29 protein-coding genes and 1 other annotated feature are annotated in these 23,650 nt (G+C 42.5%); of the genes, 28 read left to right on the top strand and 1 reads right to left on the bottom strand.

Annotation, left to right across the window (positions count from 1 at the left end):
• Positions 1 to 8 precede the first annotated feature (8 nt).
• The 26 genes from mreC to yajC all read left to right on the top strand — a co-directional run bounded on the left by mreC (position 9) and on the right by yajC (position 20,809).
• Positions 9 to 887, top strand: a complete 879-nt coding sequence (mreC, locus tag ACGTNI_RS06835; RefSeq protein ID WP_394461037.1) for a rod shape-determining protein MreC — start codon at positions 9 to 11, stop codon at positions 885 to 887.
• Positions 884 to 1,414, top strand: a complete 531-nt coding sequence (mreD, locus tag ACGTNI_RS06830) for a rod shape-determining protein MreD (RefSeq protein ID WP_394461034.1) — start codon at positions 884 to 886, stop codon at positions 1,412 to 1,414. The genes mreC and mreD overlap by 4 nt, the downstream gene beginning before the upstream one ends.
• Positions 1,415 to 1,466: 52 nt before the next feature.
• Positions 1,467 to 2,153, top strand: coding sequence for a septum site-determining protein MinC (gene minC / locus ACGTNI_RS06825; protein WP_394461032.1), 687 nt, complete (start codon positions 1,467 to 1,469; stop codon positions 2,151 to 2,153).
• A complete protein-coding gene (gene minD, locus ACGTNI_RS06820; protein ID WP_394461030.1) occupies positions 2,146 to 2,943 on the top strand; it encodes a septum site-determining protein MinD in 798 nt (265 codons plus the stop codon). Before minC ends, minD begins: the two co-directional genes overlap by 8 nt.
• 162 nt (positions 2,944 to 3,105) lie before the next feature.
• The gene (locus tag ACGTNI_RS06815; RefSeq protein ID WP_394461028.1) at positions 3,106 to 3,876 is read left to right on the top strand and encodes a peptidoglycan DD-metalloendopeptidase family protein; all 771 of its coding nucleotides are present in this window, start codon (positions 3,106 to 3,108) and stop codon (positions 3,874 to 3,876) included.
• Positions 3,863 to 4,723 carry a M50 family metallopeptidase gene (locus tag ACGTNI_RS06810; RefSeq protein ID WP_394461026.1) on the top strand — a complete coding sequence of 287 codons (861 nt, stop codon included), beginning with the start codon at positions 3,863 to 3,865 and terminating at the stop codon, positions 4,721 to 4,723. The genes ACGTNI_RS06815 and ACGTNI_RS06810 overlap by 14 nt, the downstream gene beginning before the upstream one ends.
• A gap of 11 nt (positions 4,724 to 4,734) precedes the next feature.
• Positions 4,735 to 6,168 (top strand): ribonuclease E/G, encoded by a 1,434-nt coding sequence (locus ACGTNI_RS06805; protein WP_394461024.1) that lies wholly within the window; start codon positions 4,735 to 4,737, stop codon positions 6,166 to 6,168.
• Positions 6,169 to 6,204: 36 nt separating this feature from the next.
• Positions 6,205 to 6,276, top strand: a sequence feature (ribosomal protein L21 leader region).
• Positions 6,277 to 6,289: 13 nt separating this feature from the next.
• Positions 6,290 to 6,601 carry a 50S ribosomal protein L21 gene (gene rplU, locus ACGTNI_RS06800; RefSeq protein WP_062447024.1) on the top strand — a complete coding sequence of 104 codons (312 nt, stop codon included), beginning with the start codon at positions 6,290 to 6,292 and terminating at the stop codon, positions 6,599 to 6,601.
• 12 nt (positions 6,602 to 6,613) lie between these two features.
• Positions 6,614 to 6,943 (top strand): ribosomal-processing cysteine protease Prp, encoded by a 330-nt coding sequence (locus tag ACGTNI_RS06795; RefSeq protein ID WP_394461022.1) that lies wholly within the window; start codon positions 6,614 to 6,616, stop codon positions 6,941 to 6,943.
• Positions 6,944 to 6,956: 13 nt separating this feature from the next.
• A complete protein-coding gene (gene rpmA, locus ACGTNI_RS06790; RefSeq protein WP_062447020.1) occupies positions 6,957 to 7,247 on the top strand; it encodes a 50S ribosomal protein L27 in 291 nt (96 codons plus the stop codon).
• Between the two features lie 731 nt (positions 7,248 to 7,978).
• On the top strand, positions 7,979 to 8,521 hold the full coding sequence (locus ACGTNI_RS06785) for a Spo0B domain-containing protein (RefSeq protein WP_394461020.1): 543 nt from the start codon (positions 7,979 to 7,981) through the stop codon (positions 8,519 to 8,521).
• Positions 8,522 to 8,526: 5 nt separating this feature from the next.
• The gene (obgE, locus tag ACGTNI_RS06780) at positions 8,527 to 9,807 is read left to right on the top strand and encodes a GTPase ObgE (RefSeq protein WP_394461018.1); all 1,281 of its coding nucleotides are present in this window, start codon (positions 8,527 to 8,529) and stop codon (positions 9,805 to 9,807) included.
• Between the two features lie 53 nt (positions 9,808 to 9,860).
• Positions 9,861 to 10,310, top strand: a complete 450-nt coding sequence (thrR, locus tag ACGTNI_RS06775; protein WP_062447012.1) for a transcriptional regulator ThrR — start codon at positions 9,861 to 9,863, stop codon at positions 10,308 to 10,310.
• Between the two features lie 20 nt (positions 10,311 to 10,330).
• Positions 10,331 to 11,230, top strand: a complete 900-nt coding sequence (pheA, locus tag ACGTNI_RS06770; RefSeq protein ID WP_394461016.1) for a prephenate dehydratase — start codon at positions 10,331 to 10,333, stop codon at positions 11,228 to 11,230.
• A gap of 214 nt (positions 11,231 to 11,444) precedes the next feature.
• Complete coding sequence (safA, locus tag ACGTNI_RS06765) at positions 11,445 to 12,446, top strand: SafA/ExsA family spore coat assembly protein (RefSeq protein WP_394461014.1); 1,002 nt, start codon at positions 11,445 to 11,447, stop codon at positions 12,444 to 12,446.
• Positions 12,439 to 13,392, top strand: coding sequence for a phosphotransferase (locus ACGTNI_RS06760; RefSeq protein ID WP_394461013.1), 954 nt, complete (start codon positions 12,439 to 12,441; stop codon positions 13,390 to 13,392). The genes safA and ACGTNI_RS06760 overlap by 8 nt, the downstream gene beginning before the upstream one ends.
• Before the next feature lie 30 nt (positions 13,393 to 13,422).
• The gene (gene nadE, locus ACGTNI_RS06755) at positions 13,423 to 14,169 is read left to right on the top strand and encodes an NAD(+) synthase (RefSeq protein WP_394461012.1); all 747 of its coding nucleotides are present in this window, start codon (positions 13,423 to 13,425) and stop codon (positions 14,167 to 14,169) included.
• Between the two features lie 68 nt (positions 14,170 to 14,237).
• Complete coding sequence (locus tag ACGTNI_RS06750; protein WP_394461011.1) at positions 14,238 to 14,816, top strand: YhcN/YlaJ family sporulation lipoprotein; 579 nt, start codon at positions 14,238 to 14,240, stop codon at positions 14,814 to 14,816.
• Positions 14,817 to 14,905: 89 nt separating this feature from the next.
• Positions 14,906 to 15,658: a YebC/PmpR family DNA-binding transcriptional regulator gene (locus tag ACGTNI_RS06745; RefSeq protein WP_394461009.1), complete on the top strand. Its 753-nt coding sequence runs from the start codon at positions 14,906 to 14,908 to the stop codon at positions 15,656 to 15,658.
• Positions 15,659 to 15,814: 156 nt separating this feature from the next.
• Positions 15,815 to 16,375 (top strand): BofC C-terminal domain-containing protein, encoded by a 561-nt coding sequence (locus ACGTNI_RS06740; RefSeq protein ID WP_394461007.1) that lies wholly within the window; start codon positions 15,815 to 15,817, stop codon positions 16,373 to 16,375.
• A gap of 119 nt (positions 16,376 to 16,494) precedes the next feature.
• Complete coding sequence (gene ruvA, locus ACGTNI_RS06735) at positions 16,495 to 17,112, top strand: Holliday junction branch migration protein RuvA (protein ID WP_394461005.1); 618 nt, start codon at positions 16,495 to 16,497, stop codon at positions 17,110 to 17,112.
• An 18-nt stretch (positions 17,113 to 17,130) separates the two neighbouring features.
• A complete protein-coding gene (gene ruvB / locus ACGTNI_RS06730; protein WP_394461003.1) occupies positions 17,131 to 18,132 on the top strand; it encodes a Holliday junction branch migration DNA helicase RuvB in 1,002 nt (333 codons plus the stop codon).
• Positions 18,129 to 18,329 carry a DUF2905 domain-containing protein gene (locus tag ACGTNI_RS06725; protein WP_394461001.1) on the top strand — a complete coding sequence of 67 codons (201 nt, stop codon included), beginning with the start codon at positions 18,129 to 18,131 and terminating at the stop codon, positions 18,327 to 18,329. Before ruvB ends, ACGTNI_RS06725 begins: the two co-directional genes overlap by 4 nt.
• A 19-nt stretch (positions 18,330 to 18,348) precedes the next feature.
• The gene (gene queA / locus ACGTNI_RS06720; protein WP_394460999.1) at positions 18,349 to 19,374 is read left to right on the top strand and encodes a tRNA preQ1(34) S-adenosylmethionine ribosyltransferase-isomerase QueA; all 1,026 of its coding nucleotides are present in this window, start codon (positions 18,349 to 18,351) and stop codon (positions 19,372 to 19,374) included.
• A gap of 19 nt (positions 19,375 to 19,393) precedes the next feature.
• Positions 19,394 to 20,530, top strand: a complete 1,137-nt coding sequence (gene tgt, locus ACGTNI_RS06715; protein WP_394460997.1) for a tRNA guanosine(34) transglycosylase Tgt — start codon at positions 19,394 to 19,396, stop codon at positions 20,528 to 20,530.
• 15 nt (positions 20,531 to 20,545) lie between these two features.
• Entirely contained in the window at positions 20,546 to 20,809 is a 264-nt protein-coding gene (yajC, locus tag ACGTNI_RS06710) for a preprotein translocase subunit YajC (protein ID WP_062446981.1), read from the top strand.
• 31 nt (positions 20,810 to 20,840) lie between these two features.
• Here yajC and ACGTNI_RS06705 read toward each other — a convergent pair whose 3' ends face one another.
• Entirely contained in the window at positions 20,841 to 21,233 is a 393-nt protein-coding gene (locus ACGTNI_RS06705) for a TIGR04086 family membrane protein (RefSeq protein WP_085508974.1), read from the bottom strand.
• A 120-nt stretch (positions 21,234 to 21,353) separates the two neighbouring features.
• On the opposite strand from ACGTNI_RS06705, the gene ACGTNI_RS06700 reads away from it, so the two are divergent.
• Together ACGTNI_RS06700 and ACGTNI_RS06695 are read left to right on the top strand one after the other, a co-directional pair.
• Positions 21,354 to 22,646 (top strand): ArsB/NhaD family transporter, encoded by a 1,293-nt coding sequence (locus ACGTNI_RS06700; RefSeq protein ID WP_085508973.1) that lies wholly within the window; start codon positions 21,354 to 21,356, stop codon positions 22,644 to 22,646.
• Positions 22,647 to 22,940: 294 nt separating this feature from the next.
• A complete protein-coding gene (locus ACGTNI_RS06695; RefSeq protein WP_254901846.1) occupies positions 22,941 to 23,606 on the top strand; it encodes a DUF421 domain-containing protein in 666 nt (221 codons plus the stop codon).
• Positions 23,607 to 23,650: the final 44 nt, after the last annotated feature.

The following is a 23,650-nucleotide window of genomic DNA, read 5'->3' as shown; positions in this document are numbered from 1 at the left end:
ACTTATTTATGCCTTCTCTATTCAGGAAAAAAAGGCTTATTCTTGTACTCGTCAGTTTTATTTTGCTCGTCGCCTTGATTGGTTTTTCTTTAAGAGAGCGAAGTGAACTTACCTGGCCGGAGAAATTTGTCCATGACTCGGTTGGGTGGATTCAGACCATATTTAATCAACCCGTACAACTCGTCCAAGGCACTTATGCAAACATTCAGGATATCAGCAGCACGTATGAACAAAATGAAATTTTGAAATCTCGTCTCTCTCAGTACAAAAGTATCATGCAGGAAAACCAGTTATTAAAAAAAGAAAATGAAGAACTACGGTCAAGCCTTGATTACCAGGAGAGTTTAAGTGAATATGATCCGATCGAAGCGTCTGTCATTGCGCGAAGTTCTGAACGCTGGTTCAGTCAAATGATCGTAAACCGTGGAGAAGCTCACGGAGTTGAGCGTAATATGGCGGTCATCACAGGCGAGGGGATGATAGGAAAAGTCCAATCCACCGATAAATTCCATTCCACGGTTCAGCTTTTGAGCGGGTTTGGTCTTTCCAATCGGATTTCTGCCTGGGTATGGCAGGGTGATGATCCAATTCATGGTCTGATTCAAGGATATGACGAAGAAACTAAATCGTTACTTCTAAAAGAAATTGATTCTGATGCTGAAATTAATGAAGGGGAACAAGTAGTCTCTTCAGGAAAAGGTGGAGTTTTTCCAGCCGGCTTGTTGATTGGAGAAGTCACGAAAGTTGAGATGGACCAGTATGGGTTAACACAGACTGCCTATGTTAAACCGGCAGCCGACCTCTATGATATCAATCAAGTGATGATTGTCGACCGCAGCATGCCGACGCATAATATAGACGAAACAGATGAGGAGGAAGAGGAATGATTCAACGTTTCTATCTTCCTTTGATTTTACTTTTTCTGCTTGTCTTTCAAGGAATGGCTATGAGTCTTCTGCCTGGGAATCTTGCCTATTCGGATTACCTGATTACCCCTCATTGGGTTCTGGTCATCCTTATACTTATCACTATTTTTTTTGATCATGACGATACCTATTACTCTTTGCTTTACGCCCTCACTTTCGGCATTTTAATCGATATGGTATACACCAGTATATTAGGGGTTTATATGTTCTCTTATGGCATTGTCATTTACCTGGTACATGGCCTGAAAAAAATGCTGCATGGCAACTTTATCGTAGCGGTCCTGTTAGCCGCACTTGGAATAGTGTTGACCGAGTTATTGTTGTTTACCATATATTCCTTCGTGCAGGTAACTGACATACCATGGGAGTCATTTTTGTCAATTAGATTGGTGCCTACCATAATTGCGAACATGATTTTCTTTCTCCTCGTATACCCCTTATTAAAAGGAAGACTGGAAAAGTGGGCAGCAAACATTCTAAGCAGCTGATCTTCCGTGATAAACGCGGGAAGCGGATTCTTGCAGATTAGGGGGAATATAGTTGATAGCGAATAAACAATTAATAACAGTTAAAGGAACCAGAGATGGGTTAATTTTAAAGATTGATGACCATTGTGCCTATCAGGATGTTTTAAATGAACTGAAAGAAAAACTCTCTGTGAACGATCTGATAGAGGATGACCGGCTGATTACCGTCAACCTCCAGCTCGGGAACCGTTATGTTACCCGTGAGCAAAAGGATGAACTGAAAGAAGAAGTCCGGAAAAGCCAAAACCTGGTGGTAGGTAAGGTAGAATCCAATGTTATTACGAAGGAAGAAGCTGCTGAATGGAAAAAACATGCGCAGGTGAAACCATTGGTCAAAGTAGTCCGATCTGGTCAGGTGATTAATGTGGAAGGCGACCTGTTACTCATTGGCGATGTCAACCCCGGAGGAAAAATTATGGCTTCAGGTAATATTTTTGTAATGGGGAGCCTGCGCGGGATTGCGCATGCTGGTGTGGACGGTGATAGTCATGCTGTTATTGCCGCTTCTTTCATGCAGCCTACGCAACTGCGGATTGCAGATGCAATTAGCAGAGCACCGGATCAAGATGCTGAGGGTGTCTATATGGAGTGCGGCTATCTGGAGGAAGGCAATGATAAAATATTAATCGACCGTCTTCAAGAGGTAATTAAAAAGCGTCCGGATATCAGCAGTTTTGAAAGGAGAATGTTTAATGGGTGAGGCCATTGTTGTAACCTCTGGTAAAGGAGGAGTCGGTAAAACGACTACTACTGCCAATATAGGGACAGCACTCGCATTACTTGGAAAAAAAGTATGTCTGATCGACACAGATATCGGGCTGCGTAATTTAGATGTAGTGATGGGACTTGAAAATCGTATAATCTTTGACTTGGTTGATGTCGTGCAAGAGAGAGTGAAAACCAGGCAGGCTCTTGTTCCAGATAAACGGTTTGATTGTCTCCAACTGCTGCCAGCAGCACAAACCAGCGACAAATCAGAAGTTACACCAGAAGCTATGAAAAGAATTGTAGCGGAATTGAAACAGGAATTCGACTACATATTGATCGATTGTCCAGCCGGGATTGAACAAGGGTATAAAAATGCAGTTGCCGGTGCAGATAAAGCGATCGTGGTTACTAACCCGGAAAAGTCCAGTGTTCGTGATGCTGACCGGATAATTGGTTTATTGGAACAAGAAGACATCGAACCTCCTAAATTAATTGTCAATCGTATCCGTCATCATATGGTAGAAAGTGGGGATATGCTGGATGTAGACGAGATTGTATCTGTCCTCTCCATCGATTTGCTTGGTGTGGTAGCGGATGATGATGAAGTGATCAAAGCATCTAATAGTGGTGAGCCAGTCGCCCTTCACCCTAAAACAAAATCCTCACTTGCTTATCGAAATATTGCACGCCGTATTTTAGGAGAATCGGTACCGTTACTTTCATTTGAAGAAAAGAAAGGTCTCATGACAAAAGTAAAGAAATTCTTCGGCATGCGTCCTTAATAAGAAAACTGTCTCTTTTGAGACGGTTTTTTGTTTAGGATTTTTTTGCAATAGAGTGATGAGGATAAGGATGGGTGGGTTTTATATAAAACGATTTTTCTCATAGTTTTCGAATTCTTTACATAGACTTGTACAAATCTCATGTAAGGGATGGTAGCTATTATGGGGAAAGATATTGAAAAAGTACGTAAAAGTATCGCATCACGCAAACGAGAAAAAACGCTTCCTAAAAAGTACAAACATGCCCAGGACAAGACCATGTATTATCCGGTACAAGAGGAAGAAAAACATGGATATTTACCCTTTGCCCAATCATCTCCTGGTTCGTCGGGTGAAAAGAGGGATCAGAAACCAGGGTATTTTTTGCTGAAAGCTATCGTTGCTGCCTGTTTGTTTTTTGGGGTGGCAAGTTTGGTGCAAATGGAGGCGGGGTGGGTTCAAAAGCCTAAAGCCTGGGTAGTACACAACATGACTGAAGATTTTCCATTTGCAGCAGTTACCTCCTGGTATCACGAAAAGTTCGGGAGTCCTTTGAAATTAGTCGAACCACCAGGGGACGTGGTACCTAATCAGGCTGCCCTTCCCGTTAGCGGAGTAGTGAGTGAAACATTCCAGACCCATGGAGAAGGAATTGTCATGACTTCTGAGCAGCCGTCGGAGGTCGTTGCCATGGATGAGGGGACAGTGGTGTTTGCGGGAAAAAACGGCCAAACTGATCAGACGATTATCATTCAGCATGTGGATGGAAGTAAAAGCGTTTACGGCTACCTTTCTTCTATTGATGTCCATTTATATGAACATGTGAAACCAAACGACATTATCGGCAGTGTCAAACCGGAACCTGGACAAGTAAGCGACTTCTACTTTGCTATCGAAAAGGATAATCAATTTATTGATCCTGTTGAGGCGATAAAAGTCGATGAAACTCCGTGACTTTTTAACGCATGTTCACTTGCATCCGATATTGATTCTCTTCGTATTTACCGCTATTCTCACAGGGGCTTTCGTCGAGCTCCTGATTTTATTTGCCATCGTCACCATACATGAATGGGGGCATTTCCGAATGGCAAAATTTTTTAACTGGCGAATTAAAAAGGTGACCTTATGGCTGTTTGGTGGGACGATGGAATCGGAAGAGCATGGAAGTCGTCCGATGCAAGAACAGCTTTATGTCACGTTAGCAGGGCCGTTCCAGCACATATGGATGTTAACCCTTTTATATTCTCTGGTTATACTATTGCCTGATCCCTCGTCATGGATTAGCACAGCTATCTCTTATAACTGGCTGATTCTTGCATTCAATCTACTTCCAATATGGCCTTTAGATGGAGGGAAAATACTTTTTCACCTCTTAAATCGTTTTTTCCCTTACCGTGTCTCGCATCATTTAACTATCATATTTTCAGCCGGCTTATTAATAGCGTCCATCATACTCCTCGCCTTCGTTTCTTACTTTACACTCCACGGCTGCTTATTAGCAGCTTTCCTATTATTAGAAAATAGACTAGAATGGAAACGACGCTATTATTCATTTATACGTTATTTAATGCATCGCCATAGTAATAATGAACCACCTGTGAAAGTGGTAACGTGTCCGATTGAGCCTGAGGAAACTATATGGAATGTTTTGAGCCGAATTCGTAATGATAGACAACAAAGGTACTTTTTGAAGGGGCGGAAAGGAAGCGAATTGATAAGAGAAGAGGATTGTCTGGAGTATTTTTTTACTCATGGGAACCCACACCTTCCAATCCGTGACCTCGCACAGATTTATAAATAAAGAGGGATTAGATGAGGAACTTATATATAGCATGCCGTTCAAGCGAGAAGGCTGCCTTACTTTATGAAGATAATAAATTAGTCGAGGTTTTTTTCGATCGTGAGTTGGACCGGTCGCAAGTCGATCATATTTATTTAGGAAAAGTCGTCAATATTGAAAAGGGACTGCAGGCGGCTTTTATTGATATCGGTACAGGGAGAAACGGCTTCTTGAGGCAGCAGGATATTGGAAACCGGAACGAGCGGATCGAATCATTACTTACCATTGGCCAATATATCATTGTGCAGGTTAAAAAGGATGGAATCGGTGAAAAGGGGCCATTACTCACGGCAGACATTACCATTGCTGGTTCTTACTCCGTTTATTTGCCGAAAAGAGGCCGGGTTTCGGTTTCTCATAAAATTCCGAAAGACGAGCAGGTAAATTTGAAGGAAACAATTACACCCATGCTCGAAAAAGAGGATGGTGTTATTGTTCGCACTGCCGCAAAACACCTGGACTTGTCCTCTATCAGGAATGAACTGTCCTTTTTAAGAGAAAAGTGGCGCCAGGCGGAGGGAAGAATAGACAGAAAGAAGCCAGGCATGATTATGGAATCCAGGCTGGTACCTGATGGCGTTTTTAAAAAATATCCCATACATCTCATTGATGAATGTGTTGTTGATGACGCTAGTTTATCTAAGCAGATAAAAAGCATGTATCCATTATTTAGTGACCGGATTAAATGGGTAAAACATTGGAATAAAAATAAAGGCTATTCGATTAATGAATGTCAGGAAAAATTGGTACAGCGCACTGTCGGAGCTGCTAAAGGGGTCAATTTAACAATAGATGAAACGGAAGCAATGAATGTGATTGATGTTAACAGCCATGGGTTTACAGGGCGTTCTGACAAAGAACAGACTGCTTATCAGGCAAACGTGGCATCGGTCAATGAAATCGCAAGACAAATCAGGTTAAGGAACTTGTCGGGCATCGTTATGATTGATTTCATCAATACCGGCTCCAGGAAAAATAATGCCGATATCGAGCGCGCTTTGAAACAAGCCATGAAAGACGATCCGGTTCCAATAGTGTGTCACGGGTTTACTAAACTCGGCCTGTATGAAATAACAAGAAAAAGGGATTACGCTTCCTGGTCCAGCAAATTGGTAGAAAATGTGACTAGTCACAAAAAACGGAGCACCGTATTGTTCCAAATGGAAAGGGACATACTGGCATTGGAAGATTCTTCTCATGAAGCAATACTAGTAGCTGTTTCACCTGAACTTGATCAATTGAAAAAACAATTGCTTTCTACTTCTGTTTCTAGTAAAATTCCTCAGGAAGTCTTTTTCCGTGTCGATCCTGTCCTGCATGATTATACGATAGAGATGGCAGGCTCCCTGGATACGGTCAGAGAATTTGTGGCAAGTCGCGGCTATCATGTTGACAAAAGCTTTTGAATCATGATAACATCGTTATGTTATTCTAGTAGCACCCGACTGCTACAACCGCTCAGAACAGGTTTTGAAACCAAAGTGGTACCTGGGATGGCGAGTCTTAGTTCTATGAGGAGGTGCAGCAATGTACGCAATTATTGAAACTGGTGGTAAGCAATTCAAAGTAGAAGAAGGTCAAACGATCTACGTTGAGAAAGTCAGCGGAGAAAACGGTGACTCAGTCACTTTTGACAACGTACTTTTCATTGGCGGAGGAGATGACGTGAAAGTCGGCGCTCCATTCGTAGATGGTGCTTCTGTTACAGCTAAAGTTGAAAAACAAGGCCGTCAGAAGAAGATCACTGTCTTCAAATACAAGCCAAAGAAAAACTACAAGCGTAAACAAGGTCACCGTCAGCCGTACACGAAGCTAACGATTGATAAAATCAATGCGTAAGGCTTGTGTATCATGATTAAAGTACTGATATACCGCAGAGACAATGAAATGAATGGTTTTGAGATATCCGGCCATGCAGAAAGCGGTCCATATGGACATGACCTCGTATGTGCAGCCGTCTCAGCTGTTTCGTTTGGAGCAGTTAATGCCGTCATGGAGTTATGCGGAGTAGAGCCGGCAATCGATCAAGGTGGTGAAGGAGGCTTTCTCAAAGTCATGCTTCCGGAGGATTTGGAAGCAGAAACAGAAAGCAAAGCCAAGTTGCTGCTTGAAGGAATGCTGGTGTCGCTACAGACTATTGAACGAGATTATAATCAATATATATCGATAACAGAACGATAAGGAGGTGCATCCCATGCTACGTCTAGATTTGCAATTCTTTGCCCAAAAGAAGGGTGTAGGTAGTACAAAGAACGGCCGTGACTCTGAGTCCAAACGCCTTGGAGCCAAGCGTGCTGATGGACAATTTGTTTCTGGTGGATCTATTCTTTACCGTCAACGTGGTACCAAGATCTATCCAGGTACGAACGTAGGTCGTGGCGGCGACGATACACTATTCGCGAAAGTTGATGGTGTTGTGAAGTTCGAACGCTACGGACGTAACCGCAAAAAAGTCAGTGTTTACCCAGCTGCACAAGAAGCGTAAACCGCTGGCATTTATAGAAAACCAAAGCGAAAAGCCGCGCTATGCACTGCATCAGCGCGGCTTTTTTCTATTAGGCTTTAATAAATCTCACTATTCAAGTAAAGCTCCCTTTAATGGAAGACTCAGTTTCGAGAGAAACTGTTTCCGTTATGGTGTTGAGCGTTTGGAGGTCCGGGAAATTACTCGCTTTCCATGGGCGTACGGTGAGCTTCCTCGGGCTAAAGCCCTGCGGGATCTCACCATGTACTATTCTCCCATTAGAGTCTCGCAATTTCCCGGCCCTCCTTGTGTTTATGAGAGATACGGAAACATTGATATGAGTACTTCAATTAGAGGGGAGAGCTACTTAAAAAGCGTGCTTGTAACCAGAGTTAGTAGGATACATCTGCATGTATAGCAGGGTTCTTTTCTCCCATCCTTCGGATGGGGTGGTTGGGAAACTGCGAGACTCCCGTGGGAGAAGGATCTAGGCGAGATCCCACAGGGCGAAAGCCCGAGGAAGCTCGCCAGTTCCCCCACAGGAAAGCGAGTAGTTTCCCAGCTGCCCCTGTTACTTTTAGGGTAAAGAACCCTAAATATCTCGAAATCAAGTCTTCGACTTTTCGGTACTGTAATTGAATAACCAGATTTCGCAGAATTATTTCAAATGCATACGGCTCGGAGCGGTCGCCTTTGCTGTTGATTTTTGCTATAATTCTTTTATTACGTTATCAGGAACGGGAGGGGCTTTCATGCGAGCGGATGAAGTGATGGAACTACTGCGTCATGCCCGGCATGATTGGATGAACGAGCTGCAGCTGATTCAAGGTTATGCTTCCATGGGGAAAATGGATAAAGTAAAAGAGAAAACCAACGATGTAATGCAGAAAGCTGAAGAAGAACGGCGGTTGATGAATTTGAACACCCCGTATTTAAGCTTGTGGCTCATGTCTTTCAACTGGCACCATCCATTTTTTCGCCTTACATATGAGGTTAAGGGTGAAACTGTCGATTTACGTCACAAGGACATCACTTTATATGCCCACTGTGAAGAAATTATCCGTGTTTTTGAACGTTTCAGCGATTCTTCCACCCTCTACCAAGGGAAGGTAAGAATCGAATTGCATACAAGCGATCGAGTAGAAATCAGTGTGGTGTTATCCGGTGAATTTGAGGATATGCCGCATTTACAATCAACGATACAAGAAAAAGAATTTATCACAGCAGTTGAAATTGACGATATAGAACAGTATCATCAAGTAACAGCTAAAATGAATGTAGAAGTAAAGAGGTGACCGGCATGTTCGTCGATCAAGTCAAAGTTTATGTTAAAGGTGGAGACGGCGGTAATGGTTTAGTTGCTTTCCGCCGAGAAAAATATGTCCCAAATGGTGGCCCGGCTGGTGGAGACGGTGGTAACGGTGGAGACGTCGTCTTTGAAGTAGATGAAGGGCTTAATACATTAATGGATTTTCGTTACCAACGGCATTTTAAAGCAAAAAAAGGGGAAAATGGCATGAGTAAAGGACAGCATGGAAAAAATGCTGACCCTTTGGTTATTCCGGTTCCTCCTGGTACCACTGTGAAAGATGCGGATACAGGAGAAGTGATTGCTGACCTTGTAGAACATAAGCAGCGTGCCGTAATAGCTAAAGGAGGCCGTGGTGGACGTGGTAACATCCGGTTCGCTACAGCACGGAATCCTGCACCGGAACTTGCGGAAAATGGTGAACCGGCAGAAGAAAGGGATATACAAGTTGAATTGAAATTGATTGCTGATGTAGGGCTGGTCGGTTTTCCTAGTGTAGGAAAATCAACTTTATTATCGGTTGTTTCGGCGGCAAAACCGAAGATCGCTGATTACCATTTTACTACACTGGCACCAAACTTAGGCGTTGTTGAATCAGGTGACCAACGAAGCTTCGTCATGGCCGACTTACCCGGTCTGATTGAAGGTGCCCATGAAGGAGTGGGACTCGGTCATCAGTTTCTCCGTCATGTAGAACGGACAAGAGTCATTCTCCATGTAATAGATATGGCTGCTACGGAAGGGCGCGACCCTTATGAAGACTACCTGACAATCAACCAGGAACTGTTTGAATATGATGAAAGATTAAAGGATAGACCTCAAATTATTGCAGCCAACAAAATGGATATGCCTGGTGCTGATGAACAATTGCAGGAATTCAAGCGGAAACTGGACGGCGAATATCCTGTCTATCCCATCTCTACTTTGACAAAAGAAGGGCTGCCGGATTTACTATTTGCTGTAGCAGACACGCTTGATCAAATACCGAAAGATAACACACCAATTGAGGAGAAAGAGGAACGGGTGCTCTATAAATACGAGCGGGAAGACGTTCCTTTCAAAATTACTCGTGATCCCGATGGAGCTTATGTGCTTTATGGTGCGCAAATTGAAAAATTATTCAAGATGACTGACTTTAACCGGGATGAGTCGATCCGCCGCTTTGCACGGCAAATGCGTGGGATGGGTGTGGATGATGCCTTAAGAAAACGTGGCGCCAAGGACGGGGACACGGTCAGGCTGCTTGATTATGAGTTTGAATTTGTTGAATAGATGAGGTCGTACCCTGAGAAGCGCAAGAGACGCTGTAGAAAAGGGGGATGTAAATGGGGGAGAAAAAAGAACACTTTTACCTTGTCAGAAGTGACGTTTTGCCAGAGGCTATGAAAAAAACGATTGAAGCCAAGTCATTGCTGGAAAAAGGCAGTGTCGAGTCCATTTTTGAAGCCGTTCAGAAGGTCGATCTATCGAGAAGCGCCTTTTATAAATACCGTGATGCTGTCTACCCATTTCAGGAAATGGTGAAAGAACAAATGATCACCCTTTTTTTTCACTTGGAAGACAGGAAAGGTTCTTTATCCAAGCTGTTGGCAGCGGTAGCGAAGGCAGGGTGTAATGTGCTTACCATCCATCAGACCATCCCATTACAAGGAAAAGCGAATGTCACATTATCGCTGAATACAGCAGGGATGACAATCTCGATCGATGAACTGATTCAAAGGTTAAAAAAGGTGGATTTTATCAATCGTGTTGATCTATTAAGTACAGGAGCGTAACAGCAAGGAGGACAAAAGACATGCCAGAATCTGAACATAACCAAAAGATTGGATATTTAGGGCCAAGAGGAACTTTTACAAAAATGGCGGTGGATGCCTTGTTCGAGGAAGGGGAATTCACAAGCTATGAGACGATTCCGGCATGCCTGGATGCCGTGGAGGCAGGAGAAATAGATACCGGAGTAGTTCCAATAGAAAATGCAATTGAAGGGTCTGTTCATTTAACGATTGATTATTTGACGCACCATGTCGACTTGCCGATTGTTGCTGAGATGACTGTCCCAATAAAACAGCACCTCCTCGTCCGGGGTGATTATAACCCGGAGAAGGACAGGATCATCGAGGTGTATTCGCACAGTCATGCAATTGCCCAGTGTCATCAATATTTGCATAAACACTATCCAGAGGCAGAACTCTGCTATACGTCTTCGACAGGGAGAGCAGCAGAAATAGTCGCTGAATCTGATAAACCGATTGCAGCTATAGGTAATCATTTGGCTGCCGAACAAAATGGATTGACTATCTTAGAGCATGATATCCATGACTATGCTAATAACCATACCCGTTTTGTTGTGGTTCAAAAGCAGCCGAAGACACTAAAGATTCGCGATCATGTACCGACCAAACAAAAAACGATGGTAATGGTGACGTTGCCAAAAGATTATGCTGGTGCGCTTCATCAAGTACTCGCTGCATTTGCCTGGAGAAAAATGAACTTATCCAAAATAGAATCCAGACCAATGAAAACGGGTCTGGGAAATTATTTTTTCTTGATTGATATCGATCAGCCCTATGACCAAGTGCTGTTTCCGGGAGTCGAGGCAGAACTTGAGGCCTTAGGATGTTCTTTGAAACTGTTAGGAACCTATCCAAGCTTTGAGTTAAATGTTTCTACGCCAGACCTTCAGGCAGCGGAATAAAAATTAACCGGATCACGAATAGCCGTGATCCGGTTTTTTGTATGCCTAAATTTAATGATTTGGTAACGGATAAACGCCCGGCTGAATAGATATGAGTGAAACTTGTTTAAAAAAGTTTAGGCTTTTTCATCAACTTTTCCCATCCTGTGCATAAGTTGTTATGAAGATTTCTTGTTCAAATCGTTTGATTTGTATAAAGAAAGGAGCTACTAAAGTGAGAATTCATATCGTTCAGAAAGGTGATACGTTGTGGAAAATCGCTCAAAAGTATGGAGTTGATTTTGAACAACTGAAACAAATGAATACCCAGTTATCCAACCCCGATATGATCATGCCAGGGATGAAAATCAAAGTACCGCAGGGAACAAAGCAAGTGAAGAAAGAAGCACCGATACAAAAAGAACAACCAAAAGCAGCACCAAAGGTTCCTTATAAGAAGGAAGCCCCTAAACCAATCCCAAAAGTTAAAGAAGATGAGAAAGAAAAACCGATGATGCCTCCGATGCAGCAAATGATGCCAATCCAAATGCCAATGATGGAACAACAGCTGCAAAACTACTACACGACCTTCCACTTGCCGCAGATGCCTTACCAGCCTCCTGCACCACCGAAAGAAGAAGTCAAAGAGGAATTACCGGAGTCAGTAAAAGAAATGCCGCAGGTTCAGCCGGCAATGCATCATCCAATGCCATTGTGTCCGCCTGGATACTACCCGGTGTTCTGCCCGCCGATGCCATGTCCCCCAATGCCGCAAGGTCACTTGGTTCAAAGTGATTTTCATTGTGAGGATGACATGGAAAGTGCTTATAAAGGAGCTTATCACCATGGCCCAATGCCTCAAGTGCAGGGCATGTGGATGCAGGATGATGAAGAATCTGCAGCCATGCCGCCGCAAATGCCAATGGCTGATGACTGTGGTTGTGGCGGAGGGAAAACGGGAGCTATGCCGATGTGGGGACACCAGATGCCTCCGCATATGATGCCAGGCTATGGTATGCATCAGCCGATGCCGTATCAGCAGCAAGGCCAGATGATGCCTCAGATGCAGGGAATGCCTCCGATGCAGCATGGAATGGCTCCCTATCAGCAAATGATGCCTTGGGGCGGTCAGCAAATGGGACAGATGGGTTATGGTCAACCTGGCCAGCCACTCCCTGGAGGTATGGGAAATCAGATGCCGTATTCTTACGACTTTGACGACGATGATGATGAATAAGTACCAGGGCGATTCTAAATGGAATCGCCTTCTTCCTTTTTTAAGCAGAAAAGAAATGACTGTGGAAGATGTCAAGAAGATAAAACAGGATGTCTATTGGGTGAAATCCCAAGGAAATGAGTATGCGCTGAAATGTTATGAAAGTCTTGAAAAACTAGAAAAACAACATACTTTTTTCGAACAATGGAAAGAAGCAAGCCTTTATGCTGCAGAACCTCTTTCTTACCCTGATGGCAGTAGGGTCATTTCTAATGCAGATGGCGAATGGGGATTGTTTAACTGGTTAAAAGGGGATCATCTGCTTTTTTCCTATAAAAGTGACCGATCAGCCGCAAGTAAAGTAGTGCAAGAATTTCATGCCAGCACAGAGGGAATAGAAACGCCACTGTTACTTCAAAATCCACTCTATATTAAATACCAGCGAAGACTGGAACAGTTCGAAAAAACATTTCCGGCATTCTCCTATGGGGGGAATAGGACTTTATTTCAGGAACTTCACCAATTTGCGAGCAAAACCCTGGATGACTTCGAGCGTTTGGACTGGGCTGCCATTGAAGAAGATGCTTGGGAACGGAAAACTTGGCTGCATGGTGATGTCGCTCATCATAATTTCATCCGAACACGGGATGGCGCAGTGAAGCTGATTGATTTCGACCTTTTACAAATGGGACCGGAACTGTACGACGAAATTCAGTTAGGTCAAAGGTTTTTACCCCATACCCATCATTCATTAAAGGAGCTTACTGTTTATTTTCATGCTACCAAGTGGAAAGAAGCGTGGTTGAAAGGGATTCTCGTCCCAAGTGATTTAATGCGTGAGTGGCTGTATGTCTACCGTAAATATAAGAGGCAAGACCAGAAATTGGCAGGCCATCTTGACTGGCTGCATGCCGCCTGGAAAGACAGGAAGGAATTTGTTGAAAAAGTTCAGCATGTGCTAAGATAAATAATCATAGCTGTAAAGGAGAAAAGAATGATGCAAGCACATGTAGACGCCATTGTTGAATGGCTTCAGAAAAAAGTAAAGGAAGCAAATGTAGATGGTCTTCTGGTAGGTGTCAGTGGCGGTATTGATTCAGCGGTTGTGGCAAACTTGATTAAACTTGCCTGCCCGGAACATTCACTTGGGGTTATTATGCCGTGTAAAAGTAATCCAAGTGATCAGAATTATGCTCAACGTGTAATTGATGCTTGTGAGATCGATCATATTACCGTTGATTTAACGGAAACCCATGAAATGACGTTCTCAACAATAAAAAAACAATTACAGAATAAACAAACATTCAATCATGAACAGGAACAGCTCGCCGATGCTAACCTTCGTGCTCGCCTAAGAATGAGTACGCTATATACCTTAGCGACTAACTATCGTTATTTGGTAGTAGGAACAGATAATGCAGCGGAATGGTATACTGGTTATTTCACCAAATATGGGGACGGAGGAGTAGATCTTGTACCGTTAGTGAATTACACCAAAGGTGAGGTTCGCGAAATGGCGCGTCAACTAAATGTGCCTGCTGAAATTATTGATAAAAAGCCCAGTGCCGGATTATGGGAAGGGCAAACAGACGAGAATGAAATGGGCACCACTTATGATATGATTGACAAACATTTAAAAGGAGAACCAATCCCTGATAAAGACCGTGAAATTATTGAGTCCTTACATCAACGCTCGGCTCATAAGCGCCAGCTTGCGGCAGCACCGCCTGTGTTTGAGGTGTGAAAAGTGGGTTTATTTGACAGATTAAAAAAACCTCCTTAATCCAACATAAAGGAAAAGGAGGTTTTTTTATGTGGAAACAGTTAGCGGCAGGTACCTTTGTTATAGCTTTTGTTCTGGCCGGATGCAACACACAGGAAACTCGTCAGAATGACCAGGACACCAACACCTACGATCCTTTAGAAACGACAGAACAGGGAAATTCAGAAACAAATAAGGAAGAATTGCGACGTGGCGCTCCTAATAAAATTAAACGGGAGGCGGAAGAGGATATGAGGGATACCACTTATAATATTAGTAATCGTGCCCATGATAATGACTTCTATAACGAAAAATCAATGGAAGTCACTCGTGCGGTAAGTGAATTATCAGAAGTATCGGTGGCAAGGGCGATAGCTACCGATGGTCGTATACTTGTTGGTGTTGTGCCTACTCCTCATGCCAAAGATGACCATGACTTGAAGAATAAGGTCAGAAATAAAGTGGCAGAGGTATCAGATGAAAAAGATGTAGTTATTCATGTGAATCATAGTGATTGGGATGAAATGAAAGATCTTGATGCCAGAGTGAGAGCAGAAAAAGCACCGGAAAAAGTGAGGGAGGAAATAAATAAATTTATTGATCGCTTCCAGCTGAATAATGACAGATGATGACATTTCTCATTCTTCAATGATTCTTGCCAATATGATATAGTAATTAAAGAAATTAGATACTATCGTGTTGGAGAGGAGAATGTCCAATGGCTGGTCATTCTAAATGGAAAAATATACAGAGACGTAAAAATGCGCAAGATGCTAAACGCGGAAAAGTATTCATGAAAATGGCTCGGGAAATATTCGTGGCAGCTAAAGAGGGTGGTGGGGATCCGGAAATGAATCCCTCGCTCCGACTGGCTGTAGATAAAGCCAAAGCGAGCAATATGCCGAATGAAAACATTGACCGGGCAATTAAAAAAGCTACCGGCGACCTTGACGGTGTCAGCTATGAAGAGATGACTTATGAAGGCTATGGTCCTGGGGGGGCAGCTGTCATGGTTAAAGTATTGACAGATAATAAAAACAGGACAGCCGCCGAAGTACGTCATGCATTTAACAAGAATGATGGCAATCTTGGTGAGAATGGCTGTGTTTCTTATATGTTCGATCGTAAAGGCTATCTCGTCATTGAACGTTCTGACTATGATGTCGAAGAAGACGATTTAATGCTGGAGGTTATCGAAGCTGGTGCAGAAGAGCTGGAAACGAATGAAGAAACCTTCGAGATTTATACGGAACCGGAAAGCTTTTCAGAAGTTAAGAAAAAGCTTGAACAAAGTGGTTATACCTTTGAAACTGCCGAGATTTCCATGTTCCCACAAACCTATACACCCCTTGGTGAAAAAGAGACCGAAAAAATGTTGAATCTTATTGATACGCTGGAAGACAATGATGATGTGCAGGACATTTATCATAACCTTGAAGCGGATGAAGAGGTATTAGAAAAACTAACTTGAAGTAATCCTTGATTATAATAGCTTCTATTTCTGGGCAAACTGGAAATAGGAGCTATTTTTTATATCCTTTTAACAAGGTTTCGTATGTAAGAGGATAAAAAACATAGGCTTTCCTTATCCTATTCATACGGCCAAGTTTTACTAAGGGGGGATTCGATGAAAACGACAATATGGAAATCGCTCACAATTAGTTTATTGATACTCTTATTTTTTATTACAGTATTGGATGATCGGCCTTCAAGCGGGGAGGCAGATGGAGCAAAAGAAAATACCTTGGAGGAGCCTGTATCCTTGGTGGCAAGTCAGCCGTTAGAATTAAAAGTGACCATGGAAAAGCAATATCTTGATGGAGTTACAGAGGTAGAAAAAAAAATAGAAACCATTTGGGCGATGGAAGATTTTTGGGCTAATTATGATGGTTGGACATTAATGAACCAGGGAGAAGGTTTTGTGGAGTTTTATAAGCAAATAGACGACCTTTCCCCGGAAGTAAAAGCAAATGGTTATTTTGGTATTGATTTAAATGATCAGTTAACGATTTTTCTTGGAAAGCCTACAGAAGGAAAAGTGATAGAATCATTTTTTCCTATTCCAGTGGATACGTTGGAAAGCAGTCGAAGGAAAGAATTGGAGCAGGGAATAAAGATCCAAGATAAAAACCACTTTAACGAAGTAATCGAAACATATGCTGATCGAGATCCTATTGATAAACATTAACATTTACGCTCTCCAATCGTTCAGATGGAGGGCTTTTCTTTTAAGGGTGAGGATAGGCGAACATGTGCTTGTATGTTACAATAAGTGGAGAAATTTGATTGTGAGAAGGGAAAATAAACATGATAGCATATGTTCGGGGACAATTAACGGTCATAGATGATGAGAGTGTCATAGTAGAAGCAAATGGAGTTGGCTATGAATTGATTTGTGCTAACCCGTTTTCATTTCAAGAATATCTAGAAAAAGAGATCAAAATACATACCTATCATTATGTCAGAGAAGATTTGCAGGCTTTATATGGTTTTAAAAAAAGGGAGGATAAAGCACTTTTCTCTAAATTGTTGAATGTATCGGGAATTGGGCCAAAAGGAGCGCTGGCTGTACTTGCTTCTACCAGTGTGCGTGATTTTGTAACAGCAATTGAACAGGAAGATGAAAAGTTCTTGACCCGTTTTCCAGGAGTCGGCAAGAAAACAGCACGGCAAATGATACTTGACCTGAAAGGGAAACTGGTGGCGTGGCTTCCTGATGAAGATAACGAAACGTCGATCTTTTATACGAAAGACCATACTTCACAGGATCGCAGCCAGGCGGTTGAGGAAGCTTTGGAAGCAATGAAAGCGCTGGGATATTCAGAACGTGAGCTGAAAGCACTTCGTCCGAAGCTGGCGAACAGTGATCATGCTAATGTGGATGATTATGTACGCCACGGATTGCAATTAATGATGAAAAACTGAGAACGGAGGTGAATTGGCTTGGAAGAACGGATGATATCCAGTGATTTGCAAGAAGAAGATGCTTCCATTGAGTTGAGTTTGCGGCCTAGTCGATTAAGTCAGTATATTGGCCAGGCGAAAACAAAACGGAATTTGGAAATTTTCATTGAAGCAGCAAAAATGAGAAATGAACCATTGGATCATGCTTTATTATATGGTCCTCCAGGGCTCGGGAAAACTACATTAGCTTCAATTATTGCCAATGAAATGGGGGTTCAGTTCCGGACCACGGCAGGACCTGCTATCGAGCGTGCCGGTGATTTAGCAGCTATTTTATCTTCATTAGAGGCAGGGGATGTACTATTCATCGATGAAATCCATCGACTGCCAAGATCTGTGGAAGAAGTGCTCTATCCTGCTATGGAAGATTTCTGTCTCGATATTGTCATTGGGAATGGTCCCAGTGCAAGGTCCGTCCGTCTTGATCTTCCACCTTTTACACTAGTAGGAGCGACCACGAGGGCAGGGTTGTTATCGGCTCCGCTTCGGGACCGGTTTGGAGTACTAAGCCGGCTGGAGTATTACGATACAAAGGATTTATGTGATATCGTAGAGCGCACCGCTGATATTTTTCAGGTGGGAATTACTCGAGATGCTGCAATAGAAATCGCAAGAAGATCACGGGGAACGCCGAGAATCGCCAATCGGTTGTTGAAGCGTGTACGTGATATTGCACAAGTCAAGGGGAAAGAAGAGATAGACTTGGAAATAACGCAAGAAGCGTTAGAAATGCTCCAGGTAGACCCGGTAGGACTGGATCATATCGATCACAAACTGCTATTAGGCATTATGGATAGCTTTCAAGGCGGTCCAGTAGGCTTGGATACCATCGCCGCTACCATAGGGGAAGAATCACAGACGATTGAAGATGTATATGAACCATATTTGCTTCAAACCGGCTTTATTCAACGCACACCGCGGGGAAGGGTAGTAACACCGAAGGCTTATCTCCACTTTCAACGGGAGGTGCCTGAAGCTTGACCGGATTTGGAAAAATATTTATTGTAATAGGGGTTGTGTTCATCATTATCGGCTTGCTTTGGAGCTTTATTGGCAAGCTGCCAGGTGACATCAGCTTTAAAAAGGGAAATGTAACGTTTTATTTTCCTATTGTTACATCCATTGTGGTAAGCATCATACTTTCATTGATTTTTTACTTCGTTGGTAAAATAAAATGAATAGAGATAGGAGATAATTATGGATATCAAGCAATATGACTTTGACCTGCCTGAAGAGTTGATCGCGCAAACCCCGTTGCTGGATCGATCTTCATCCCGGCTTATGGTGTTGGATAAAAAGGAAAACACCATAAACCACAGAAGATTCTCTGATATTAAAGAATTTTTAAAGCCAGGAGACTGCCTGGTTTTAAATGATACTAGAGTATTGCCTGCAAGGCTGTATGGGGTAAAAGAAGATACAGGTGCGAAAGTAGAAGTTCTTCTGCTTCATCAGACAGAGTCGGATGAATGGGAAGTACTTGTAAAACCAGCAAAGAAAATCAAGGTTGGAACAAGGATAATTTTTGGTGAAGGGAAATTGGCGGCGGAATGTACAGCTACCGAAGATCATGGTGGACGTCAGCTGCGTTTCGAGTATGAGGGAATATTTCTTGAAGTCCTGGAAGCGTTGGGCGAAATGCCATTGCCACCCTATATCAAGGAGCAGCTTTCTGATAGTGAAAGGTATCAGACTGTATATGCGAAAGAAGAAGGTTCTGCCGCAGCACCGACAGCGGGACTGCATTTCACAAAAGAGCTGTTGCAGGAGATTGAACAGGCTGGTGTCGAACTGGCGTATATTACCTTACATGTAGGTCTGGGCACATTCAGACCAGTGAGTGTAGATAACATTGAAGACCACGATATGCATGCCGAGTTTTATCAAGTATCACAAGCTACAGCAGAAAAGTTGAATCGTGTCCGTGAGAACGGTGGGAGGATCATTTCTGTGGGGACTACTTCTACACGAACGTTAGAAACAATCATGCGGGATCATGGGACTTTTACAGAAGCCTCAGGCTGGACTGATATTTTTATCTATCCGCCTTATGAACTGAAAGCGATTGATGGTTTGATTACGAACTTCCATTTACCACAGTCCACATTAATCATGCTTGTCAGTGCCCTGGCAGGACGAGAATTCATTTTACATGCGTACCAGCAGGCTGTAGAAGAGCGATATCGCTTTTTCAGCTTTGGTGATGCAATGTTGATTTTATAAGGAAAGGGTTTAATTACTAATGGCAATCACCTATGAATTTATAAAGACATGTAAACAGACAGGTGCTCGTCTTGGGAAGGTGCATACACCGCACGGTTCTTTCGATACACCTGCCTTTATGCCCGTAGGGACTCTTGCTACCGTTAAAACGATGAGCCCGGAAGAGTTGCAGGAAATGAATGCGAATATCATTCTTTCTAATACCTACCACCTATGGCTGCGCCCAGGGGAAGATATCATCGAAGAAGCAGGTGGACTCCACAAGTTCATGAACTGGGATGGGGCAATTCTGACGGACTCAGGCGGATTCCAGGTGTTCAGTTTGAGCGATTTACGGCAAATTGAAGAAGAGGGCGTACATTTTCGTAACCATATCAGCGGGGAGAAATTATTTCTTTCCCCTGAAAAAGCCATGCACATCCAGAATGCGCTAGGATCAGATATTATGATGGCATTCGACGAATGTCCTCCATATCCAGCGGAATATGACTATATGAAGAAATCGGTAGAACGGACAAGCCGTTGGGCTGAACGCTGTTTAACTGCCCATAAGAAACCAGATAAACAAGGGCTGTTCGGCATTGTCCAAGGTGGAGAATACGAAGAGCTTCGGCGCCAAAGTGCAGAAGATTTAACGTCACTCGATTTTCCAGGCTATGCGATTGGCGGTTTATCTGTCGGAGAACCAAAAGATGTGATGAATCGGGTGCTGGAGTTTACCACACCGATGCTCCCTGAAAACAAACCAAGGTATCTAATGGGTGTCGGTTCACCGGATTCCTTGATTGATGGATCCATTCGAGGAGTAGACATGTTTGATTGCGTACTACCGACCAGGATTGCCCGAAACGGCACCTGCATGACATCAAACGGAAGACTGGTCGTGAGAAATGCTAAGTTTGCCAGGGATTTCCGTCCAATTGATGAAAAGTGTGACTGCTATACCTGCAGGAATTATTCCCGCGCTTATATCAGACATTTGGTGAAAAATAATGAAACATTTGGCTTTCGATTAACTACTTACCATAACTTATATTTTCTGTTAAAATTAATGGAGCATGTCCGCCAGGCTATTAGAGAAGACCGTCTTGGCGACTTCAGAGAAGAATTCTTTGAACAATATGGTTTCAATAAACCAAATGCGAAGAATTTCTAGAAAGGGGGAATGAAAATGGAAGGAATATTAGGATTATTACCTATCATCCTTATGTTCGTTATTTTCTATTTCTTGTTAATCCGCCCACAGCAAAAGAAACAGAAGAAAGTACAGCAAATGCAAGCGGATTTACAAAAAGGAAATAGAATCATTACTATCGGGGGTCTTCATGGGACCATCCATGCCCTTGATGAAGGGACCGTCGTATTGACTGTCAATGATGGAACAAAGATGACTTTTGATCGTTCAGCTGTACGAGAGGTACTTAACCAGGACTAAAAAAATGACTCCGGCGATTTATATCGCGGAGTCATTTTTTATTTCCTGCAGCTCTGTTGGAGCGGATATTAACTCCTAACATTCCTCCGATTAACGCTGAGCCCACCATTCCCGCAAGATAAGGCACCTGACTTAATTGGACCCCCTGTTGAAGGCCGAGATATTGATAAAGGATTATGAATAACAAAAAGGCCCCGCCCGTTATCAGTCCATACATCCAGCCTTTTTCCTGCCCCCGATGTCCTGCTGTTGCTCCGCCGGTAAACAGAATGAGCATGGCCAAAATCATGGTGAATAAGTTTATGAGATTCGTATCAATGGTGGTAAACCGCAATAATAATGCCAATATGAAACTGCTCGTCAACATAAGAATCAGGATAATGGCCAAACCATATCCCAAAGCTGTCCAAACTTCTTTCTTCATTGTCTCCCTCCTTGTCTACTTTGTCCCTACACTATATGACTTTAAAATTATAAATAGAAGTATATATTTTTAGCCGCTTATGAATAGACATCATAGAAAAGGCTGAAAAGGGGACAGGTTATGTTAACATGGATGGCCATATTAATTTTTATCATCAGTTACGGATTAATTATGTCTGAAAAGATAAATAGAGCCCTGGTAGCTATTGCGGGGGGAGTATTACTACTACTTACGAATGTATACGAATGGAAGGATGCTTTTACTCATTATATCGATTGGGAGACGATCGCCCTTTTATTCTCTATGATGGTTCTGGTAGCCATTACAAAAAAGACAGGTGTTTTTGAATATGTCGCCATCAGTTTTGCGCAAATGGTGAAAGGCAGACCAGTCCCGCTTTTGATTGGTACAGCAATATTAACCGCAGTGGGCTCTGCTTTTCTTGATAATGTTACGACCGTTCTATTATTTGTCCCTATCTTGTTGACTTTGACCAGCCAGCTGAATCTCCCTGCGTTTCCTTTTCTTCTTACTACTATTTTTAGTGCAAATATTGGCGGGACGGCAACGTTAATTGGAGATCCGCCGAATATAATGATCGGACAGGCGGTAAAGCATTTTACATTCGTTTCATTTTTAGTCAACCTTGGGCCAGTAGTAGTAATTATTTTTGTGTTTACCCTTGGCGGTATGGTTATGCTGTTTCGCAAACAATTGAAATATGAGAAAGACAAGGCGAAAGCTCTGATGCAACTGAACCCATCCAGTTATTTAAAGAAAACACCAATGTTATATCAATCTCTGTCTGTTATGGGATTGACAATGGTCGGATTTCTAATGCACCCGATCATCCATGTCGAATTAACGACGGTTGCAGTATGTGCTGCTGTTTTATTGTTGTTATTGACGGATGCTGAAGCGTCCAGTGAGAAAATATTTCAGGAAGTGGAATGGGTCACTTTGTTCTTTTTTATCGGGCTATTCATGTTAGTTGGAGGTCTGGAGAAAGTAGGGGTAATTGATGAAATAGCCAGAGGAATGATGTGGTTATCTGGCGGGGACTTGCCGATGACCTCCTTGATTGTATTATGGAGTGCTGGTCTACTATCTGGAATCGTAGATAATATCCCGTTTGTAGCAGCTATGATTCCAGTGGTACAGGAACTTCAAGGTTACGGGATGATGAATATCGACCCGATTTGGTGGTCATTGGCACTTGGCGCTTGTCTTGGAGGAAATGGTACATTGCTTGGAGCTTCTGCCAATGTAGTAGTGGCTGGACTGGCTGCGAGTGCCAACCATCAAATTCCGTTCCTTAAATTTCTAGTCTATGGAATTCCGGTTTTGCTTTTCTCCCTGTTGGTAGCAACCATATACGTTTACTTCCGCTTCCTTGTTCCCTTCTTGTCGTAGAAACTGTCACCCCAAAAAAACATTAAATATCCCCGTCCTAAAAAAGTTTGGAGTGGACATTACAGCATTGCTGACACCTAAGTTAAAGGCTTAGGTGCTTTTTTATTGTTACCTGATATCTGAAATCTGCGTAACAATCCATTAATCCATAAAAGATATTATTACCTTCATGTATTTCCTTTTAATTGGAGTCAGTGGATTATAATTATAAGCTTAATATTTATTAGGATAAAAACTGTTAATTTGGAAAAAGTAACAAGTGACATCTAGACGGACGCCAGGGGTGGAATAAAAGTGGATATACAAATAGGGACGATATTATTTCGCACGCTGCTTACTTATTTGCTGATTTTAGTCATTCTCAGGCTGATGGGGAAGAGGGAAATTGGTGAATTGAGCGTATTGGATCTAGTAGTATTTGTCATGCTGGCAGAAATAGCCGTCTTCTCGATTGAAGAGCCCGATAAATCTTTGTACCACGCTATTCTCCCTATGGCTGTACTATTAGCTATCCAGCGGTTGACCGCTTTCATATCTTTAAAAAGCCAGAGATTTCGTGAATGGTTTGATGGGACTCCTTGTATTATAATTAAGCATGGTAAAGTGGATGAACATGAAATGAAAAAGCAACGCTATAATTTCAATGATTTACTTGTTCAGCTTAGGGAGAAAGAAATTTATAGTATCCAGGATGTAGAGTATGCGATACTCGAACCAAATGGTAAGCTGTCCGTATTACAAAAAGATGAAAATTCTCCAGAGCATACAACTGGATACTCTGCTGTATTGATTGCTGATGGCAAGTTCCAATATGATTCCTTGAAGCGAGTGAAAAAGAATAAGAGCTGGCTCATAAATGAACTGAAGAAGAGAGGATATGAATCAGAAGAATCCATATCTATATGTTCAATCGACGAGCAAGGAGAATTATTCATCGACGAAAAGAATGAGTATGAATAACAAATATGAAGACTGCAAATAAAAAAGCCCCTTCTTGCCGTTAG

The sequence above is a fragment of the Thalassobacillus sp. B23F22_16 genome (assembly GCF_043496955.1).
GTDB lineage: Bacteria > Bacillota > Bacilli > Bacillales > Halobacillaceae > Thalassobacillus > Thalassobacillus devorans_A.
This window is presented reverse-complemented; position numbering and strand designations above follow the sequence as displayed.

What these genes read in the sequence shown, in the direction of transcription:
- minD (WP_394461030.1), top strand. Translation starts at nt 2,146, where the DNA reads ATGGGTGAGGCCATTGTTGTAACCTCTGGTAAAGGAGGAGTCGGTAAA.
- yajC (WP_062446981.1), top strand. Translation starts at nt 20,546, where the DNA reads ATGGAAGGAATATTAGGATTATTACCTATCATCCTTATGTTCGTTATT.
- ACGTNI_RS06750 (WP_394461011.1), top strand. Translation starts at nt 14,238, where the DNA reads ATGTGGAAACAGTTAGCGGCAGGTACCTTTGTTATAGCTTTTGTTCTG.
- obgE (WP_394461018.1), top strand. Translation starts at nt 8,527, where the DNA reads ATGTTCGTCGATCAAGTCAAAGTTTATGTTAAAGGTGGAGACGGCGGT.
- ACGTNI_RS06795 (WP_394461022.1), top strand. Translation starts at nt 6,614, where the DNA reads ATGATTAAAGTACTGATATACCGCAGAGACAATGAAATGAATGGTTTT.
- ACGTNI_RS06745 (WP_394461009.1), top strand. Translation starts at nt 14,906, where the DNA reads ATGGCTGGTCATTCTAAATGGAAAAATATACAGAGACGTAAAAATGCG.
- nadE (WP_394461012.1), top strand. Translation starts at nt 13,423, where the DNA reads ATGCAAGCACATGTAGACGCCATTGTTGAATGGCTTCAGAAAAAAGTA.
- ACGTNI_RS06805 (WP_394461024.1), top strand. Translation starts at nt 4,735, where the DNA reads ATGAGGAACTTATATATAGCATGCCGTTCAAGCGAGAAGGCTGCCTTA.
- ACGTNI_RS06815 (WP_394461028.1), top strand. Translation starts at nt 3,106, where the DNA reads ATGGGGAAAGATATTGAAAAAGTACGTAAAAGTATCGCATCACGCAAA.
- pheA (WP_394461016.1), top strand. Translation starts at nt 10,331, where the DNA reads ATGCCAGAATCTGAACATAACCAAAAGATTGGATATTTAGGGCCAAGA.
- ACGTNI_RS06700 (WP_085508973.1), top strand. Translation starts at nt 21,354, where the DNA reads ATGTTAACATGGATGGCCATATTAATTTTTATCATCAGTTACGGATTA.
- ACGTNI_RS06810 (WP_394461026.1), top strand. Translation starts at nt 3,863, where the DNA reads ATGAAACTCCGTGACTTTTTAACGCATGTTCACTTGCATCCGATATTG.
- mreD (WP_394461034.1), top strand. Translation starts at nt 884, where the DNA reads ATGATTCAACGTTTCTATCTTCCTTTGATTTTACTTTTTCTGCTTGTC.
- ACGTNI_RS06705 (WP_085508974.1), bottom strand. Translation starts at nt 21,233, where the DNA reads ATGAAGAAAGAAGTTTGGACAGCTTTGGGATATGGTTTGGCCATTATC.
- queA (WP_394460999.1), top strand. Translation starts at nt 18,349, where the DNA reads ATGGATATCAAGCAATATGACTTTGACCTGCCTGAAGAGTTGATCGCG.
- thrR (WP_062447012.1), top strand. Translation starts at nt 9,861, where the DNA reads ATGGGGGAGAAAAAAGAACACTTTTACCTTGTCAGAAGTGACGTTTTG.
- mreC (WP_394461037.1), top strand. Translation starts at nt 9, where the DNA reads ATGCCTTCTCTATTCAGGAAAAAAAGGCTTATTCTTGTACTCGTCAGT.
- rplU (WP_062447024.1), top strand. Translation starts at nt 6,290, where the DNA reads ATGTACGCAATTATTGAAACTGGTGGTAAGCAATTCAAAGTAGAAGAA.
- ACGTNI_RS06760 (WP_394461013.1), top strand. Translation starts at nt 12,439, where the DNA reads ATGAATAAGTACCAGGGCGATTCTAAATGGAATCGCCTTCTTCCTTTT.
- ACGTNI_RS06740 (WP_394461007.1), top strand. Translation starts at nt 15,815, where the DNA reads ATGAAAACGACAATATGGAAATCGCTCACAATTAGTTTATTGATACTC.
- ACGTNI_RS06785 (WP_394461020.1), top strand. Translation starts at nt 7,979, where the DNA reads ATGCGAGCGGATGAAGTGATGGAACTACTGCGTCATGCCCGGCATGAT.
- rpmA (WP_062447020.1), top strand. Translation starts at nt 6,957, where the DNA reads ATGCTACGTCTAGATTTGCAATTCTTTGCCCAAAAGAAGGGTGTAGGT.
- tgt (WP_394460997.1), top strand. Translation starts at nt 19,394, where the DNA reads ATGGCAATCACCTATGAATTTATAAAGACATGTAAACAGACAGGTGCT.
- ruvA (WP_394461005.1), top strand. Translation starts at nt 16,495, where the DNA reads ATGATAGCATATGTTCGGGGACAATTAACGGTCATAGATGATGAGAGT.